Source organism: Maritalea sp. S77, assembly GCF_049801075.1.
Lineage (GTDB): Bacteria > Pseudomonadota > Alphaproteobacteria > Rhizobiales > Devosiaceae > Maritalea.
In genome coordinates this window covers 1-16,053 of sequence record NZ_JBNAGG010000001.1, presented here as the reverse complement: position 1 = coordinate 16,053, position 16,053 = coordinate 1, and the positions used below count along the sequence as shown (strand labels likewise).

At 48.9% G+C, this 16,053-nt stretch carries 12 protein-coding genes and 1 tRNA gene; 2 read left to right on the top strand and 11 right to left on the bottom strand.

What is annotated here, in order from left to right; all coding sequences use genetic code 11:
- Positions 1 to 252: 252 nt before the first annotated feature.
- From rpoC to secE, 8 genes are all read right to left on the bottom strand, one after another.
- Entirely contained in the window at positions 253 to 4,476 is a 4,224-nt protein-coding gene (gene rpoC / locus ACP15Y_RS00065; protein ID WP_424980987.1) for a DNA-directed RNA polymerase subunit beta', read from the bottom strand.
- A 96-nt stretch (positions 4,477 to 4,572) separates the two neighbouring features.
- Entirely contained in the window at positions 4,573 to 8,727 is a 4,155-nt protein-coding gene (gene rpoB / locus ACP15Y_RS00060) for a DNA-directed RNA polymerase subunit beta (RefSeq protein WP_424980986.1), read from the bottom strand.
- 196 nt (positions 8,728 to 8,923) lie between these two features.
- The gene (gene rplL, locus ACP15Y_RS00055; RefSeq protein WP_424980985.1) at positions 8,924 to 9,301 is read right to left on the bottom strand and encodes a 50S ribosomal protein L7/L12; all 378 of its coding nucleotides are present in this window, start codon (positions 9,299 to 9,301) and stop codon (positions 8,924 to 8,926) included.
- A gap of 54 nt (positions 9,302 to 9,355) precedes the next feature.
- Positions 9,356 to 9,874, bottom strand: a complete 519-nt coding sequence (gene rplJ, locus ACP15Y_RS00050; protein ID WP_424980984.1) for a 50S ribosomal protein L10 — start codon at positions 9,872 to 9,874, stop codon at positions 9,356 to 9,358.
- A gap of 349 nt (positions 9,875 to 10,223) precedes the next feature.
- On the bottom strand, positions 10,224 to 10,919 hold the full coding sequence (gene rplA / locus ACP15Y_RS00045) for a 50S ribosomal protein L1 (protein WP_424980983.1): 696 nt from the start codon (positions 10,917 to 10,919) through the stop codon (positions 10,224 to 10,226).
- A 5-nt stretch (positions 10,920 to 10,924) separates the two neighbouring features.
- On the bottom strand, positions 10,925 to 11,353 hold the full coding sequence (gene rplK / locus ACP15Y_RS00040) for a 50S ribosomal protein L11 (RefSeq protein ID WP_424980982.1): 429 nt from the start codon (positions 11,351 to 11,353) through the stop codon (positions 10,925 to 10,927).
- Between the two features lie 116 nt (positions 11,354 to 11,469).
- Entirely contained in the window at positions 11,470 to 12,000 is a 531-nt protein-coding gene (nusG, locus tag ACP15Y_RS00035; RefSeq protein ID WP_424980981.1) for a transcription termination/antitermination protein NusG, read from the bottom strand.
- A gap of 31 nt (positions 12,001 to 12,031) precedes the next feature.
- On the bottom strand, positions 12,032 to 12,226 hold the full coding sequence (gene secE / locus ACP15Y_RS00030; RefSeq protein ID WP_236114270.1) for a preprotein translocase subunit SecE: 195 nt from the start codon (positions 12,224 to 12,226) through the stop codon (positions 12,032 to 12,034).
- A 281-nt stretch (positions 12,227 to 12,507) separates the two neighbouring features.
- Between secE and ACP15Y_RS00025 the strand changes: the two genes are divergently transcribed.
- Positions 12,508 to 13,167 carry a hypothetical protein gene (locus tag ACP15Y_RS00025; RefSeq protein WP_424980980.1) on the top strand — a complete coding sequence of 220 codons (660 nt, stop codon included), beginning with the start codon at positions 12,508 to 12,510 and terminating at the stop codon, positions 13,165 to 13,167.
- A 311-nt stretch (positions 13,168 to 13,478) separates the two neighbouring features.
- On the opposite strand, the gene ACP15Y_RS00020 is transcribed toward ACP15Y_RS00025, so the two are convergent.
- Both ACP15Y_RS00020 and ACP15Y_RS00015 read right to left on the bottom strand, forming a co-directional pair.
- Positions 13,479 to 13,554: transfer RNA gene (locus ACP15Y_RS00020), tRNA-Trp, on the bottom strand.
- Positions 13,555 to 13,637: 83 nt separating this feature from the next.
- Positions 13,638 to 14,015 carry an MAPEG family protein gene (locus tag ACP15Y_RS00015; protein WP_424980979.1) on the bottom strand — a complete coding sequence of 126 codons (378 nt, stop codon included), beginning with the start codon at positions 14,013 to 14,015 and terminating at the stop codon, positions 13,638 to 13,640.
- 435 nt (positions 14,016 to 14,450) lie between these two features.
- Between ACP15Y_RS00015 and ACP15Y_RS00010 the strand changes: the two genes are divergently transcribed.
- Positions 14,451 to 14,771, top strand: coding sequence for a hypothetical protein (locus ACP15Y_RS00010; protein WP_424980978.1), 321 nt, complete (start codon positions 14,451 to 14,453; stop codon positions 14,769 to 14,771).
- Positions 14,772 to 14,862: 91 nt separating this feature from the next.
- Here the strand turns inward: ACP15Y_RS00010 and tuf are convergent, their stop codons facing one another.
- Positions 14,863 to 16,053, bottom strand: a complete 1,191-nt coding sequence (tuf, locus tag ACP15Y_RS00005; protein WP_424980977.1) for an elongation factor Tu — start codon at positions 16,051 to 16,053, stop codon at positions 14,863 to 14,865.

The window sequence follows — 16,053 nt, the reverse complement described above, 5'->3', positions numbered from 1 at the left end:
GGTTATCGCGGTTTTTTTCTCGAATGACCAAAAAATCCGAGATTAAGACCGTCTTAAGAGTAGGAATCTCGATCTACGACATTCTTCGTCGCAAATTCAGTTCATATTCCTCTCAATACGGCATCATATTTGGCAAATATATCGAAAATTTCAAGGTGCTGATTCCGTTTTGCACTGGTTTCAGAATCGATTCCCCAAAAAGAAAGGGCGCCCAAAAGGACGCCCTCTCCAATCTTTAAAACTTGATGTCGACTATTCGCCAGCGGGGTCAGTTGAAACATCAGCCGCCGCTTCAATGCGCAAGGCATTTTGGGCTGCCAATTCTTCATCTGCCTGACGCTGACGCTCAGCCAAGATAAGATCATCACGTTTCGCCGCAATCTTCTGGGTTGAAGCAGTGAACGCCCCTGTGCCCACTGGGATCAAACGACCAACAATAATGTTCTCTTTCAAGCCTTCCAACGGATCGGCTTTGCCGCTCACCGCTGCTTCAGTCAACACACGTGTCGTTTCTTGGAACGACGCCGCGGAGAAGAAGGAACGTGTTTGCAGCGAAGCTTTGGTGATGCCCAACAATACCGGCACACCTTGTGCTGGCTTGCGACCATCAGCTTCGAGACGCTGGTTCAACTCTTCAAAGTCGATTTGGTCAATATGCTCTTCTTTGATCAAACCTGAATCGCCTGGATCGGTGATTTCGATTTTCTGCAACATCTGACGCACAATCACTTCAATGTGCTTGTCGTTGATGCCCACACCTTGCAAGCGATACACTTCTTGAATTTCATTGACCAAATATTTGGCCAATTCTTCAACGCCTTTAATCGCTAGAATATCGTGTGGAGCGGGGTTGCCGTCCAACAGATATTCGCCACGCTCAATGGTGTCGCCCTCTTGCAAGTGGAACGGCTTACCTTTTGGAATGAGGTATTCCACCGGATCCCCGCCCTCTTCGTGAGGTTCAATCACAATGCGACGCTTGTTCTTATAGTCACGACCAAAGCGAATGATGCCGTCGATCTCAGCGATAATCGCATGATCCTTCGGACGACGCGCTTCGAACAATTCCGCCACCCGTGGCAAACCACCGGTAATGTCTTTTGTTTTCGCGCTTTCCAAAGGCGTACGTGCGATAACGTCACCTGGTGAAACTTTCGAACCTGGGTCCGCAGCAATCACCGCATCAACTGAAAGCAAGTAGCGTGCTTCGCCACCACGATCCAGCTTAACGGCTTTACCGTCTTTGCCAGTAATGGCCAAGGCAGGTTTCAAATGCTCGCCACGTGGGTTTGAACGCCAATCGATAACCAAACGCTTGGTAAAGCCAGTGCTTTCGTCAGTTTGTTCAGAAACAGACGCACCTTCCACCAAGTCTTCAAAGGCGATCTCACCTTCAACTTCGGCCAAAACTGGACGAACATATGGATCCCATTCAGCAATACGCTGACCGGCTTTCACTGTCTCGCCAACTTTGATCCGCAGCAACGCACCATAAGGCACTTTGTGTGTACCTCGCTCATTGCCGTCTTCGTCAGAAATAGCAAGCACAAGGTTCCGGCTCATATTGACCGTACGCCCATCACTATCTTCTGCCACTTGGCCAGACTTGATCGACACTACACCTTCGTGGTTCGCTTCAATGAAGGAGCTATCCACAACCTGCGCTGTACCACCAATGTGGAACGTACGCATGGTCAACTGAGTGCCAGGCTCACCGATTGATTGCGCTGCAATAACGCCAACCGCTTCACCCATGTTCACTGGGGTACCACGGGCAAGGTCACGGCCATAACATGTGCCGCAAACACCTTGACGTTGCTTACAGGTCAATACCGAACGGATCTTGATCGACTGAACTTTAGCCGCTTCAATGCGCTCAACATCAGCTTCTTCAACCATCACGCCTTTAGCAACGATGACCTCGCCGGATTTTGGATCAAGCACATCTTCAGATGTTGTCCGGCCCAATACGCGGCTACCCAAAGACGCGATCACGTTACCACTATCGATGATAGGGGTCATTGTGAGACCTTCTTCAGAACCACAATCTTTGCCAGTGATGATGCAATCTTGCGCCACGTCAACCAAACGACGTGTCAGGTAACCTGAGTTCGCAGTTTTCATCGCCGTATCCGCCAAGCCCTTACGAGCACCGTGGGTCGAGTTAAAGTACTCGTTAACGGTCAAACCTTCTTTAAAGTTTGAGATAATCGGCGTTTCAATGATGCCGCCATCCGGACGAGCCATCAAACCACGCATACCTGCAAGCTGCTTCATCTGCGCTGGCGAACCACGCGCACCTGAGTGAGCCATCATGTAAACAGAGTTGATCGGGTTCTGACGTTTGGTTTCCTCGTCGATCTGAACCGAAGAAATTCGGCTCATCATCTCGTCGGCAACCTTGTCACCACACTTGGCCCAAGCATCAACAACTTTGTTGTACTTCTCACCACGTGTGATCAAACCGTCATTATACTGCTGTTCGAACTCTTCAACCTGCTTGCGGGTGGTTTCAACGATACCCACTTTGGTGTCAGGGATAACCATGTCATCCTTACCAAAGGAAATACCAGCTTTACACGCATAGCGAAAACCAAGGTCCATGATCTGGTCACAGAAAATCACTGTGTCCTTCTGACCGCAAGCACGGTAAACCGTGTCGATCAGCTTGGAGATCATTTTCTTGGTCATCAGCTGGTTACACGCATCAAACGGCACCGCATGATTTTTCGGCAGCAATTGAGCAATCATCATGCGACCTGGTGTGGTCTCATGAATGCCGCTCACTTCGTTGCCATCCTCATCAACAGTCTTGAAGCGACCTTTGATTTTGGTGTGCAAAGTTATCACGCCATTTTCAAGCGCATACTCGATCTCACCCATATTGCCGAAGGCCATGCCCTCACCCGGCTCATTGTCATTCATCAATGAGAGGTAATAAAGACCCAAAACAATGTCCTGAGACGGCACGATAACTGGCGAACCGTTCGCAGGGTGCAAGATGTTGTTGGTGGACATCATCAATGTCCGCGCTTCCAGCTGCGCTTCAAGCGACAATGGCACGTGAACGGCCATTTGGTCACCGTCAAAGTCAGCGTTAAACGCCGCACAAACGAGCGGGTGAAGCTGGATCGCTTTACCTTCAATCAATGTCGGTTCAAACGCCTGAATGCCCAAACGGTGCAACGTAGGCGCCCGGTTCAACATCACAGGGTGTTCGCGGATTACTTCGTCCAAGATATCCCAAACTTCGGGACGCTCTTTTTCAACCAGCTTTTTCGCCTGCTTCACGGTTGAAGACAAACCTTTGGCTTCAAGACGTGAATAGATAAACGGCTTGAACAATTCCAAAGCCATTTTCTTCGGCAAACCACATTGATGCAACTTCAATTCAGGACCAACGGTGATCACTGAACGACCAGAATAGTCAACACGCTTACCAAGCAAGTTCTGACGGAAACGACCCTGCTTACCTTTGAGCATATCTGACAAAGATTTAAGCGGACGCTTGTTCGCGCCAGTGATGGTGCGGCCACGACGACCATTATCGAACAACGCATCAACAGATTCCTGCAGCATACGCTTTTCGTTACGAATAATGATGTCAGGTGCGCGCAGCTCCATCAAACGCTTCAAACGGTTGTTCCGGTTGATCACGCGACGATAAAGATCGTTCAAATCAGAAGTTGCGAAACGGCCACCATCCAAAGGCACCAATGGGCGCAACTCTGGCGGAATAACCGGCACAACAGTCATAATCATCCATTCAGGGCGGTTGCCTGAAACGATGAAGTGCTCAACCACTTTCAAACGCTTACCGAGTTTTTTCGGCTTCAGTTCGGTTGTAGCTTCTGCAATTTCAACGCGCAATTCTGCGGCGAGTTTTTCCAACTCAAGCGCAGCCAACATTTCACGCACAGCTTCAGCACCAATCATCGCGGTGAAGCTATCGGCGCCATATTCATCCTGGGCGTCGATATATTCTTCTTCCGTGATCAACTGGTTCACCGCAAACGGGCTCAAGCCCGGCTCGATCACCACATAGTTTTCGAAATACAAGATCCGCTCAACATCTTTCAATGTCATATCGAGCAAAAGCGCGATACGGGATGGCAATGATTTCAAGAACCAAATGTGAGCAACTGGCGCTGCCAATTCAATGTGGCCCATGCGTTCACGACGAACCCGTGACAAGGTAACTTCAACGCCACACTTCTCACAGATCACGCCTTTAAACTTCATGCGCTTATATTTGCCGCATAAGCACTCATAGTCCTTTTGTGGACCAAAAGTACGCGCACAGAACAAACCGTCCCGTTCAGGCTTAAACGTACGGTAGTTGATGGTCTCAGGCTTTTTGATTTCGCCATACGACCATGACAAAATTTTCTCGGGGCTCGCAATGTTGATCTTTACTTGATCAAACACTTGGGCCTGGGCCTGCGGATTGAAAAGATCCATAACTTGATGGTTCATTTTCCTGTCTCCTTTAATGCAGGGGTGGGATGAAATCGCCGCTCATCCCTATACCCGCTGCCAAAAATTAAGCGATTAGGTTACGTTGGCTGTGCGTTATTCCGCAGCATCCTGTGAAGACTCTTCAATAGCCTCCAACGCATCCCCGTCATCGTCACCCTCATCATCACTTGAGCTCAATTCAACATTGAGACCGAGTGACCGGATTTCTTTGACCAACACGTTAAAGCTTTCTGGAATACCAGCTTCAAACGTGTCATCGCCCCGTACGATCGCTTCATAGACCTTTGTGCGCCCTGCAACGTCATCTGACTTCACTGTCAGCATTTCCTGCAAGGTGTACGCTGCACCGTAAGCCTCAAGCGCCCAAACTTCCATCTCACCGAAGCGCTGGCCACCAAACTGTGCCTTACCGCCCAATGGCTGCTGGGTCACAAGTGAGTATGGTCCAATTGAACGCGCGTGGATCTTATCGTCCACCAAGTGGTGCAATTTCAGCATGTAGATGTAACCAACGGTTACGTCACGGTGGAACTCTTCACCAGTACGGCCGTCGATCAAGCGAGATTGACCAGAACCTTCAAGCCCTGCACGCTCCAACATCTCAACGATGTCGGATTCTACAGCACCATCAAACACTGGCGTTGCGATGGACACACCTTTTTGCAAATAGTCTGCCAAGCGCACAACGCTGTCATCATCAAGCTTTTCAACATAGCCATCGTCTTTATAAACGTGGTTCAACTCGTCACGTAGCGGGGTCACGTCTTTGGTCTCTGCACGACGATAAGTGTCATACATTTCACCGATGCGCTTGCCCATGCCAGCACAAGCCCAACCCATATGCGTTTCAAGAATCTGACCAACGTTCATCCGGCTCGGCACGCCAAGCGGGTTCAACACGATGTCTACTGGTGTGCCATCGGCCAAGTGAGGCATATCCTCAATTGGCATGATGCGAGAAACCACACCTTTGTTACCGTGACGGCCAGCCATCTTATCGCCAGACTGGATCTTACGCTTGGTCGCAACAAAGACTTTAACCATCTTCATCACGCCTGGTGGCAATTCATCACCACGCTGTAGCTTATCAACCTTGTCAATAAAGCGTTGCTCAAGCTGTTTACGGCTGTCTTCATATTGGCCTTGAAGGGCTTCAATTTCAGACATGACCTTGTCATCATCAACCGCAAACTGCCACCATTTCGAACGTGGATGCGCTTCGAAAATTGCATCATTCAATTTGGTGCCAGCAACATAGCCTTTTGGCCCTGCTGTTGCTTCTTTACCGAACAACATCTCTTTCAAACGTGCAAACACGTTACGGTCGAGAATGGATTGTTCGTCGTCGCGGTCTTTCGCCAAGCGTTCAATTTCTTCACGCTCAATCGCCATCGCACGCTCGTCTTTGTCGATGCCGTGGCGGTTAAACACACGCACTTCAACAACAGTACCAGCATCGCCAGGAGGCACACGCAATGATGTGTCACGTACGTCAGACGCTTTTTCACCAAAGATCGCACGCAGCAGCTTTTCTTCCGGTGTCATTGGGCTTTCGCCTTTTGGTGTGATTTTACCCACCAAAATGTCACCAGCTTCAACATCAGCACCAATGTGCACAATGCCTGCTTCGTCCAAATTCTTCAGCGCCTCTTCTGAAACGTTTGGAATGTCGCGTGTGATTTCTTCAGGACCCAATTTGGTGTCCCGCGCCATCACTTCAAATTCCTCAATGTGAATTGAGGTGAACACGTCATCTTTCACGATGTTTTCAGAAAGAAGGATCGAATCTTCGTAGTTGTAACCGTTCCAAGGCATAAACGCGACGAGCACGTTGCGGCCGAGTGCCAAGTCACCAAGATCAGTTGAAGGACCATCAGCAATGATGTCACCAGCTTCAACATGGTCACCCACCACAACCAACGGACGCTGGTTGATGCAAGTTGACTGGTTAGAGCGTTGGAACTTCATCAAGGTATAAATGTCGACGCCAGTTTTAGATGCGTCTGTTTCTTCGGTTGCCCGAATAACAATACGTGTCGCATCCACCTGATCAACAATACCTGTCCGCTTCGCTACAATCGCAGCACCAGAGTCACGGGCGACAACTGGCTCCATGCCTGTGCCCACGAATGGGGCTTGCGAACGCAACAATGGAACAGCCTGACGCTGCATGTTTGAACCCATCAAAGCGCGGTTCGCATCATCGTTTTCCAAGAATGGAATAAGCGATGCAGCAACCGAAATCACCTGTTTCGGGTTAACGTCCATCAAGTCGATATTTTCGTGAGGGATCAACATCACCTCACCTGCCCGACGGCCAGTCACCAGTTCGTTCTGGAACTCATTGTCGTCAGTCAATTTGGCGTTGGCCTGCGCAATGTTGTAACGCGCCTCTTCCATAGCGGAGAGGTAAACAACATCGTCAGTCACTTTACCATTTTCCACCTTACGATAAGGGGTTTCGATAAAGCCATATTTGTTCACGCGCGCAAATGTCGCCAAAGAGTTGATCAAACCAATGTTTGGACCCTCTGGTGTTTCAATCGGACAAATCCGACCATAGTGCGTTGGGTGCACGTCGCGCACTTCAAAGCCTGCACGCTCACGAGTCAAACCACCTGGCCCAAGCGCTGAAAGACGACGCTTATGCGTGATTTCAGACAATGGGTTTGTTTGGTCCATGAACTGAGACAATTGTGATGAGCCAAAGAACTCACGCACAGCTGCCGCAGCAGGCTTCGCGTTGATCAAGTCCTGTGGCATCACAGTGTCGATCTCAACAGAAGACATACGCTCCTTGATCGCGCGCTCCATGCGCAACAAACCAAGGCGGTAATGGTTTTCCATCAATTCGCCGACTGAACGCACACGACGGTTGCCAAGGTTGTCAATGTCATCAATTTCGCCGCGACCATCGCGTAGATCAACCAATGTACGAACAACTTCAACAATGTCTTCTTTGCGCAATGTCCGCACAGTGTCTTCACACTCTACGTTCAAGCGCATGTTCATTTTCACACGACCAACGGCAGACAAATCATAACGCTCTGAATCAAAGAACAATGATTCGAACATCGCTTCTGCAGTTTCGATGGTGGGTGGCTCACCCGGACGCATCACGCGGTAAATATCGAACAACGCATCTTCGCGGCTCTCGTTTTTGTCGATTGCCAATGTGTTGCGCAAATAAGCGCCAATATTTACGTGGTCAATGTCAAGAACAGGAATTTCTGTCAAACCAGCTTCAATCAAATTGACCAAGCTGTCTGCATCGATCTCATCACCTGCTTCAGCATAGATCTCACCAGTATCAAGGTTGAGCAAATCTTCAGCAATATAGCTGCCGAACAATTCTGCATCATCCACCAAGATGTGAGTCATGCCGCCTTCAGCCAGCTTTTTCGCTGCACGGGCTGACAATTTCTTGCCCGCTTCGTGCACGACGTCGCCGCTTTCAGCGTCAACCAAATCAAACGCAGGCTTCGTGCCGCGGAATTTCTCCCACTCAAACGGCTGACGCCAGCCGCCTTTGGTGCGTTCGAAAGAAATCGTGTTGTAATAGGTGTTCAAAATCTCTTCAGCGTCCATGCCCAAAGCTTTGAGCAATGAAGTCACTGGGATTTTACGCCGACGGTCAATACGGGCATAAACAATGTCTTTGGCGTCGAATTCGAGATCGAGCCATGAACCACGGTAAGGAATAATCCGCGCAGCAAACAACAATTTGCCTGAAGAATGCGACTTGCCTTTATCGTGGTCAAAGAACACGCCAGGTGAACGGTGCATTTGTGAAACGATCACACGCTCGGTGCCGTTCACAACAAATGTGCCGTTAGATGTCATGAATGGCATATCACCCATGTAAACATCTTGTTCTTTAATGTCTTTAACAGACCGTGCGCCGGTCTCTTCATCAACTTCAAATACGATCAGACGCAAAGTCACTTTCAGCGGCGCCGCAAAGGTCATATCGCGCTGACGACATTCGTCTACATCATATTTTGGTTGTTCAAAGTCATAGGACACAAAGTCCAATGACGCAGTGTTGGCAAAGTCTGTGATCGGGAAAACCGATTTAAAAACAGATTGCAAACCTTCGTCCGCGCGCCCGCCTTCAGGCTGATCTACCAACAAAAATTGATCATAAGAAGCTTTTTGAACTTCAATGAGGTTTGGCATCTCCGTGACTTCACGAATGCTGCCGAAGGACTTCCGTACCTTACGTCGACCGTTATAGGTGGTGGCCATGCCCGCTCCTATGTTTTCTAAAATGCCTGAAGGGCAAGTATCCAGAACACCGACAATCAGCCGACGGTGCTCGGGATATCTGCCCTACTTTAGGTTCCGCAACTTCGTCTGATTTGGTTAATAAAATCAGACCTATATGCTGAATTACGCCAGCAAATTGAGTGGCGAACTCAAAAGCCCGCCACTCAAAAAAGAACTACTTAAGCTCTACAGAAGCGCCTGCTGCTTCAAGCTTAGCTTTGATTTCTTCAGCTTCAGCTTTAGCAACGCCTTCTTTAACAGCTTTAGGTGCGCCTTCAACCAAGTCTTTAGCTTCTTTCAAGCCAAGACCAGTGATGCCGCGAACTTCTTTAATCACGTTGATTTTCTTGTCGCCTGCACCAGCAAGAATGACGTCAAATTCGTCTTTTTCTTCTGCAGCAGCACCGCCAGCGTCGCCGCCAGCAGCAGCAGCAACTGCAACAGGTGCAGCAGCTGAAACGCCCCATTTTTCTTCAAGCAATTTTGACAATTCTGATGCTTCAAGAACTGTAAGGGCAGATAGGTCTTCAACGAGCTTTTCTAGATCAGCCATTGTATTCCTCTTTTGTGTTTAAATGTTTCGAACCGTGGGTGGTTGCGAAGCGCCTTATGCCGCTTCGCCCTTTTCTGAATATGCCGAGACCACGCGGGCAACTTGACCGCCTGGAGCTTGAAGAACAGATGCAATCTTGGCAGCAGGCTGTGTAAGCATACCAGCAAGTTTCGCACGAAGTTCATCAAGAGATGGCAATTCTGACAATGCTGCAACGCCTGCGGCGTCCAGTTTCGTTTCGCCCATTGCGCCGCCCAAAATAACCAATTTGTCATTGGCTTTGGCGAACTTGGCAGAGATTTTCGCTGCCGTAATAGGGTCTTCCGAATATGCCAGAACAGTCGGACCAGTGAGAAACTCACTAAAGTCCGCAATCTCTGCATTTTCAAGAGCGCGCTTGGCAAGGCGGTTTTTTGCAACCTTGACCTGACCACCTGCCTGTTTCATCTGCACACGCAGATCTTCCATGTCGGCAACTGACAAGCCCGAGTAATGAGCTACGACGACAGCGCCAGACGCATTAAATGCATCTTGCAATGACGAGACGAGCTCACGCTTTTCCGCTTTATCCACTGCTTCTCTCCACTATAAAGCCCGGAATTATTCCGAACTATTTGCAGATTTGCTGCTTGTTTAAGCATTGGCCAAAAACCAAACTTCCCCAAGCAACGGTGAAATGCCTGTAGATCAGCGGCTTTAACACCAAACCAATCCGGTTCGAACCAAACACATTATGGCATAGCGCCAAATCTGTTTCATTCTCACCCCATCTATTGCAGGCTTTTATCGATTAAGCACCAAAGGTGCACCTACAGTCTCGGACAGGACTTTAAGGAACCCAATTGCTCGGGTTCCTCAATCAGGCTCTCGCCTGAAACTTTGGTGCGCGCGACAACCGCCACGCGCACTTCTTGGCGTTCAATTAGCCTTGAACGCTTGAAACGTCAATATGCACGCCTGGGCCCATTGTCGAAGACAACGCCACACGACGGATATAAGTGCCTTTTGCACCAGCAGGTTTTGCTTTTGAAACTGCGTCAGCAAATGCCTTGATGTTTTCAACCAATTTGACTTCATCAAATGAGGCTTTGCCTACGCCAGCATGCAAAATACCAGCTTTTTCAACGCGGAATTCAACTGAACCAGCTTTAGCAGCTTCAACAGCAGTTTTCACGTCAGGTGTCACTGTACCTACTTTTGGGTTTGGCATCAGGTTACGAGGACCCAAAACTTTACCCAAACGACCAACCAAAGGCATCATGTCTGGTGTCGCGATACAGCGATCAAAGTCGATGTTGCCTTTTTGAACTTCTTCAACAAGGTCTTCTGCACCAACAATGTCTGCACCAGCAGCTTTAGCTTCGTCAGCTTTTGCGTCACGCGCAAAAACAGCAACGCGCACGTCACGGCCTGTGCCATTAGGCAAGGCAACAACACCACGAACCATTTGGTCAGCGTGACGAGGGTCAACACCCAAGTTCATCGCAATTTCAACGGTCTCGTCGAATTTAGCGCCAGCATTGCTTTTGATCAAAGCTACAGCTTCGTCCAGCTGATAAAGCTTTTTGCGATCTACTGCTTCGCGGGCAGCTTTTGTACGTTTACCAATCTTGGCCATCTCGCTTACTCCGCTACTTCCAGACCCATAGAACGAGCAGAACCAGCAATTTGAGCCATCGCCGCTTCAACTGTGTCCGCATTCAGGTCTTTCATTTTCTTTTCTGCAATATCGCGCAACTGATCTTGCGTGATTTTACCGCCAACTTCGTGACCAGGCTTTTGTGAACCGCTCTTAATGTTCAAAGCCTGCTTCAAGAAATAGCTTACCGGCGGCATCTTCATCTCGAAAGTGAAGCTCTTATCCGCAAAAATGGTGATCACAACCGGAACCGGTGCGCCTTTATCCATTTCCTGCGAAGCCGCGTTAAACGCTTTACAGAATTCCATGATGTTCAAGCCGCGCTGACCAAGAGCGGGGCCGATTGGAGGTGACGGCGTGGCGCTGCCCGCCGGCACTTGAAGCTTGAGATAGCCTTCAATCTTTTTTGCCATTTGTCGTGCCTTTATTTAGATGGCCTCAAAATGAGGCCGTTTTAACGACAGTGCGGTCACGAGGTTCAATGCATTGATGCGGCAACATCAACGCCCTCTCCCGCACCATTTAATGATCAGAGCTTTTCAACCTGACCATATTCAAGTTCAACCGGGGTTGCCCGGCCAAAAATAGAAACTTCAACTTTAAGCCGCGCGCGCTCTTCGTCGACTTCTTCCACCAAGCCATTAAAGCTCGCAAAAGGACCGTCGGATACGCGCACTTGCTCACCAACCTCAAAGCTCACAGAAGGCTTCGGACGATCGACACCCTCTTGGACCTGAGTCAAAATCGCCTGTGCTTCTGATTCAGAAATCGGAATAGGCTTATGATCTGAACCCAAAAATCCTGTGACCTTTGGTGTATTTTTGATCAAGTGGAATGTCTCGTCCGTCAATTCCATCTTCACCAAAACATAGCCAGGAAAGAACTTGCGCTCTGCATCGACTTTACGCCCGCGGCGCACTTCCACAACTTTTTCGGTGGGCACCAAAACCTGATCAAACAAATGGTCAAGACCAGTGCTTTCCACTTTTTCTTTGATGGATTCCGCTACCTTACGCTCAAAATTTGAGTAGGCCTGGACAATGTACCAGCGCTTTGCCATGCGTTTAAACCTTACCGCTTTTAGTTAAACCTCAGCCCAAGCTGAGCAACAGTCCAACAATCCATGAATTGATCTGATCCGCCGCCAAGAAAAATAGGCTGGCCAATGTGATCATGATCAGAACCATAACAGTTGAAATCAATGTTTCGTTACGGGTTGGCCACACAACCTTTGCAACCTCTGAGCGCACTTGCTGCAAAAATGTAAAAGGATTCGTCCGTGCCATATTTAATCCTGACTGTTCAAATTGTGATTTTTCAACGACTTACAGCCGTTTCCTCACAAGTTCAGATACCCATAACCAAATAGCCGCGCGAAAGTCCCGCACGGCTGGTTGCGCCTACATAGCTCTATCCCTATCAAAACGCAACCCTTATCAGCTCAAAAACTTCGTATCTAACTGCCCGGTTTTCCGTCTAAGTTCAACAGCTAAACATCCCGTTCAGTCTCAATTCAGTTTCACTTTTGCATCTTGGCCCCACATTGAGGACTTGCAAAGGGAACATCATGAAACATTCAATTAAAAAACTGGCAGCGTTCGGGCTGATCGCCGCCCTCTCCGCCCCCACCTATGCCAATGCAGCGGATTGGATCGAATCTGTCTCCATTCAAAAGAATGGCATCGACATCATTCCGATCGAGGTGCGATCAAACGGCACCCAATATACGAGCATTAAAACAAACAGCCACCGCTTTATCTTCAAGCTGCGCGCCCGCGCAAAAAGCGGTAAACGGATCGTCGGCGCAGCGCTCGGCACACTTGCCGCCACCGACTATTTTGAAGCACAAGGCAATAGCGCCTGGATCAAACGTTTCAAAGGCCGCGATGTAGCCAATGGCACCTTGCGCACTTGGCAACTAGGTTATGAACCCAACATCCCTGTGAGCAAATTGAATTGGGTCGGCAAAGACCCTGTGGCCCAATGCAACGCCCTGCTGGCCAACAAGCGCCAACAAGGCAGTTCACGCTTCAGCATCTTGAATACAGCACAAATGACCACGGCCAACGCTTACTTCAAGCTGGACGCAGTTGCCGCCCGTACGCGGAAAGCGAAAAACCATAGCTGGAACATTAACAGCTCAACGCAGCAGGCTGCATCTATGAACTATCAAGTGCAGGTCACTTGCCTGCCCAGCAGCACCGCTGCGAACAAAATCAGCAACTAGCTCGAAAACTCGTTTGCTCCTCCAAATCGCTGACCATTGCGCGACTCCACCGCGCAATGGATCAAGCCGATCCATCAATTCGCGCCCCATCTCCCATAGCTCATAGCTGCTCTCGCCAAGCCCGATCAACAGCCAACCGGCGACCTAGTCTTATTGATGCAAAAGGGAAAAGCGAGGCTGGAAGCGCTTCTTCGCGCGTAGTCCTTGGTATACGCCGATTTTGCCCAATGTAAGATCATCGAGTTCAAAACGATGTTCGCGTCACCTGCTCAACAGCATGTACTCGAACCTGCGTAAATCTGTTTGGAAAATGGCAGGGGCGGAGAGACTCGAACTCACGACCCTCGGTTTTGGAGACCGATGCTCTACCAACTGAGCTACACCCCTGCAAATCGGCATAAAAGCCGCTGGCATGGTCTAATGCCAACGGCGCTTTCTTTCAAGTCCAATTATTGTCTTTTTTGAATTTTCTATCCAAAAAGTGGCAACGCCATAATGATCAGCCCTGCAAATCCGATCACCCAGACAATCGACCGCAGCCACGGCACAGCCAAAATATAGGAAATGGCATAGACAACACGTGCGGCCAAAAATATCTCCGCGCCCACCAATGTCTCAACTTCGTTGCCTTGCACAATGGTCAAAATGGCCAGCGGCAAGAAAAGAAACAAGCTTTCCTTTAGATTGTTCAACGCCCGCTCAGCGCGCTGCCCGGCCAGCGGCAGCGACGGCAAATCATCGCGGCTGCCCACATAGCGGTTTAGACCAATTTGTGAAAACCGCATCAGTGCGGGCGTGAAAAGCTGCACGACATAAAGGGCGAGCACAGCCAAGATCATATTTATCATAACGCATTTCCTCCGGCGTAAAGCCAATTTCAAAAACGTAGCATCCACTTCTCTACATTGATAGTTGAGCCAACTGTCCTTCCAGCCGGCAATCGCCAATAAATGACGTGCCAATGCTCGAATGGAATCAGACAGATCGCATTACGGCTAAGGCACGATAATCAAAACAACAATAATAACCAAACTCTACTGCCGATCCGGGTGATGCAAACGTTTGTCTACCCAGCTTGCGCCGCCCATTTACTGAATTCAATTGAAATTTAAGAGGAATTTTCATGTCATTATTCAACAGAAATCGCATAGGAATTTGCGCCCTATAAACCAGCGACACGGTCGCAGCGCTGTATTACATTCTCAAGACTGAATTTGACAGTCCACAAACAAGAATCCCAAATACCTTCGAAATATTGTCGAGACAAAATTAATGGGAACAAAATGTACTTAAAAAGCACTATCGCAACACTATTCGTTGGCGGCTCACTGCTGCTCGCCACGGCTACAATCGCAAATGCACAGACGTCAAATTATACCATTGGCAATAAGACCAGCGAATCCGTCAAGTCGCTTAGAATTTCTGGCTGGAAAGTTGTGAACTTTGAACGGATCAGACCACAGCAACGCAAAACATTCGTCATCGAAAATGACGGTGGCGATTGCGTCGTACGCGTAAGCGTCAAATTCTCAAACGGAAATCGCGACGACAAAATAGAAAATGTCTGTAAGCCTGATGCTGGAACCTACTTTATCGGTCGATAAAATACTTGGAAACACGATCAGCGAACAAATCAGATCAATAAAAAAGGCGGCCCAACAGGACCGCCTTAATTCATTCGTCTTTTAAAAAAGACTACTCGATGATTTTGGCAACCACGCCGGCGCCAACAGTGCGGCCACCTTCGCGGATAGCGAAGCGCAACTGATCTTCCATCGCGATTGGTACGATCAACTCAACATTGACCTCAACACGGTCACCAGGCATCACCATCTCGGTACCTTCTGGCAAAGTCACAACGCCAGTCACGTCAGTTGTACGGAAGTAGAACTGTGGACGGTAGTTGGTGAAGAATGGTGTGTGACGACCACCTTCGTCTTTGGTCAAAATGTACGCCTCACCAACAAATTTGGTGTGAGGTGTTACTGAACCTGGCTTACACAAAACCTGACCACGCTCAACTTGCTCACGGTCAATACCACGGATCAAAGCACCAATGTTGTCGCCTGCTTCACCGCTATCAAGCAGCTTGCGGAACATTTCAACACCAGTAACAGTGGTCTTTTGTGTGTCTTTAATGCCAACGATCTCAACTTCTTCGCCAACATTGATGATGCCACGCTCAACACGACCGGTAACAACTGTACCACGGCCTGAAATTGAGAACACATCTTCAATTGGCATCAAGAATGGCTGATCTTTTGGACGTGCTGGTGTTGGAACATATTCGTCAACAGCAGCCATCAACTCAAGAATCTTGTTCTTGCCGATTTCGTCGTCACGACCTTCCAAAGCAGCCAAAGCAGAGCCCGCTACAATCGGAATATCGTCGCCTGGGAATTCGTAAGAAGAAAGAAGCTCACGAACTTCCATTTCAACCAATTCCAAAAGCTCTTCGTCGTCAACTTGGTCAACTTTGTTCAAGAAAACAACCAATGCAGGAACGCCAACCTGACGTGCCAACAAAATGTGCTCACGTGTTTGTGGCATAGGGCCATCAGCTGCGTTCACAACCAAGATGCCGCCATCCATTTGAGCCGCACCAGTGATCATGTTTTTCACATAGTCAGCGTGGCCTGGGCAATCAACGTGTGCGTAGTGACGGTTTTCTGTCTCATACTCAACGTGGGCTGTTGAAATGGTAATACCACGGGCTTTTTCTTCAGGTGCCTTATCGATCTCGTCAAAAGCTGTACCTGTACCACCAGAGGCCTCTGACAATACTTTCGTAATCGCAGCGGTCAATGTTGTCTTACCATGGTCAACGTGACCAATAGTCCCAATGTTTACGTGCGGTTTCGTCCGCTCAAACTTTTCCTTCGCCAT

What these genes read in the sequence shown, in the direction of transcription:
- rpoC (WP_424980987.1), bottom strand. Translation starts at nt 4,476, where the DNA reads ATGAACCATCAAGTTATGGATCTTTTCAATCCGCAGGCCCAGGCCCAA.
- rpoB (WP_424980986.1), bottom strand. Translation starts at nt 8,727, where the DNA reads ATGGCCACCACCTATAACGGTCGACGTAAGGTACGGAAGTCCTTCGGC.
- rplL (WP_424980985.1), bottom strand. Translation starts at nt 9,301, where the DNA reads ATGGCTGATCTAGAAAAGCTCGTTGAAGACCTATCTGCCCTTACAGTT.
- rplA (WP_424980983.1), bottom strand. Translation starts at nt 10,919, where the DNA reads ATGGCCAAGATTGGTAAACGTACAAAAGCTGCCCGCGAAGCAGTAGAT.
- rplK (WP_424980982.1), bottom strand. Translation starts at nt 11,353, where the DNA reads ATGGCAAAAAAGATTGAAGGCTATCTCAAGCTTCAAGTGCCGGCGGGC.
- nusG (WP_424980981.1), bottom strand. Translation starts at nt 12,000, where the DNA reads ATGGCAAAGCGCTGGTACATTGTCCAGGCCTACTCAAATTTTGAGCGT.
- secE (WP_236114270.1), bottom strand. Translation starts at nt 12,226, where the DNA reads ATGGCACGGACGAATCCTTTTACATTTTTGCAGCAAGTGCGCTCAGAG.
- ACP15Y_RS00025 (WP_424980980.1), top strand. Translation starts at nt 12,508, where the DNA reads ATGAAACATTCAATTAAAAAACTGGCAGCGTTCGGGCTGATCGCCGCC.
- ACP15Y_RS00015 (WP_424980979.1), bottom strand. Translation starts at nt 14,015, where the DNA reads ATGATAAATATGATCTTGGCTGTGCTCGCCCTTTATGTCGTGCAGCTT.
- ACP15Y_RS00010 (WP_424980978.1), top strand. Translation starts at nt 14,451, where the DNA reads ATGTACTTAAAAAGCACTATCGCAACACTATTCGTTGGCGGCTCACTG.
- tuf (WP_424980977.1), bottom strand. Translation starts at nt 16,053, where the DNA reads ATGGCGAAGGAAAAGTTTGAGCGGACGAAACCGCACGTAAACATTGGG.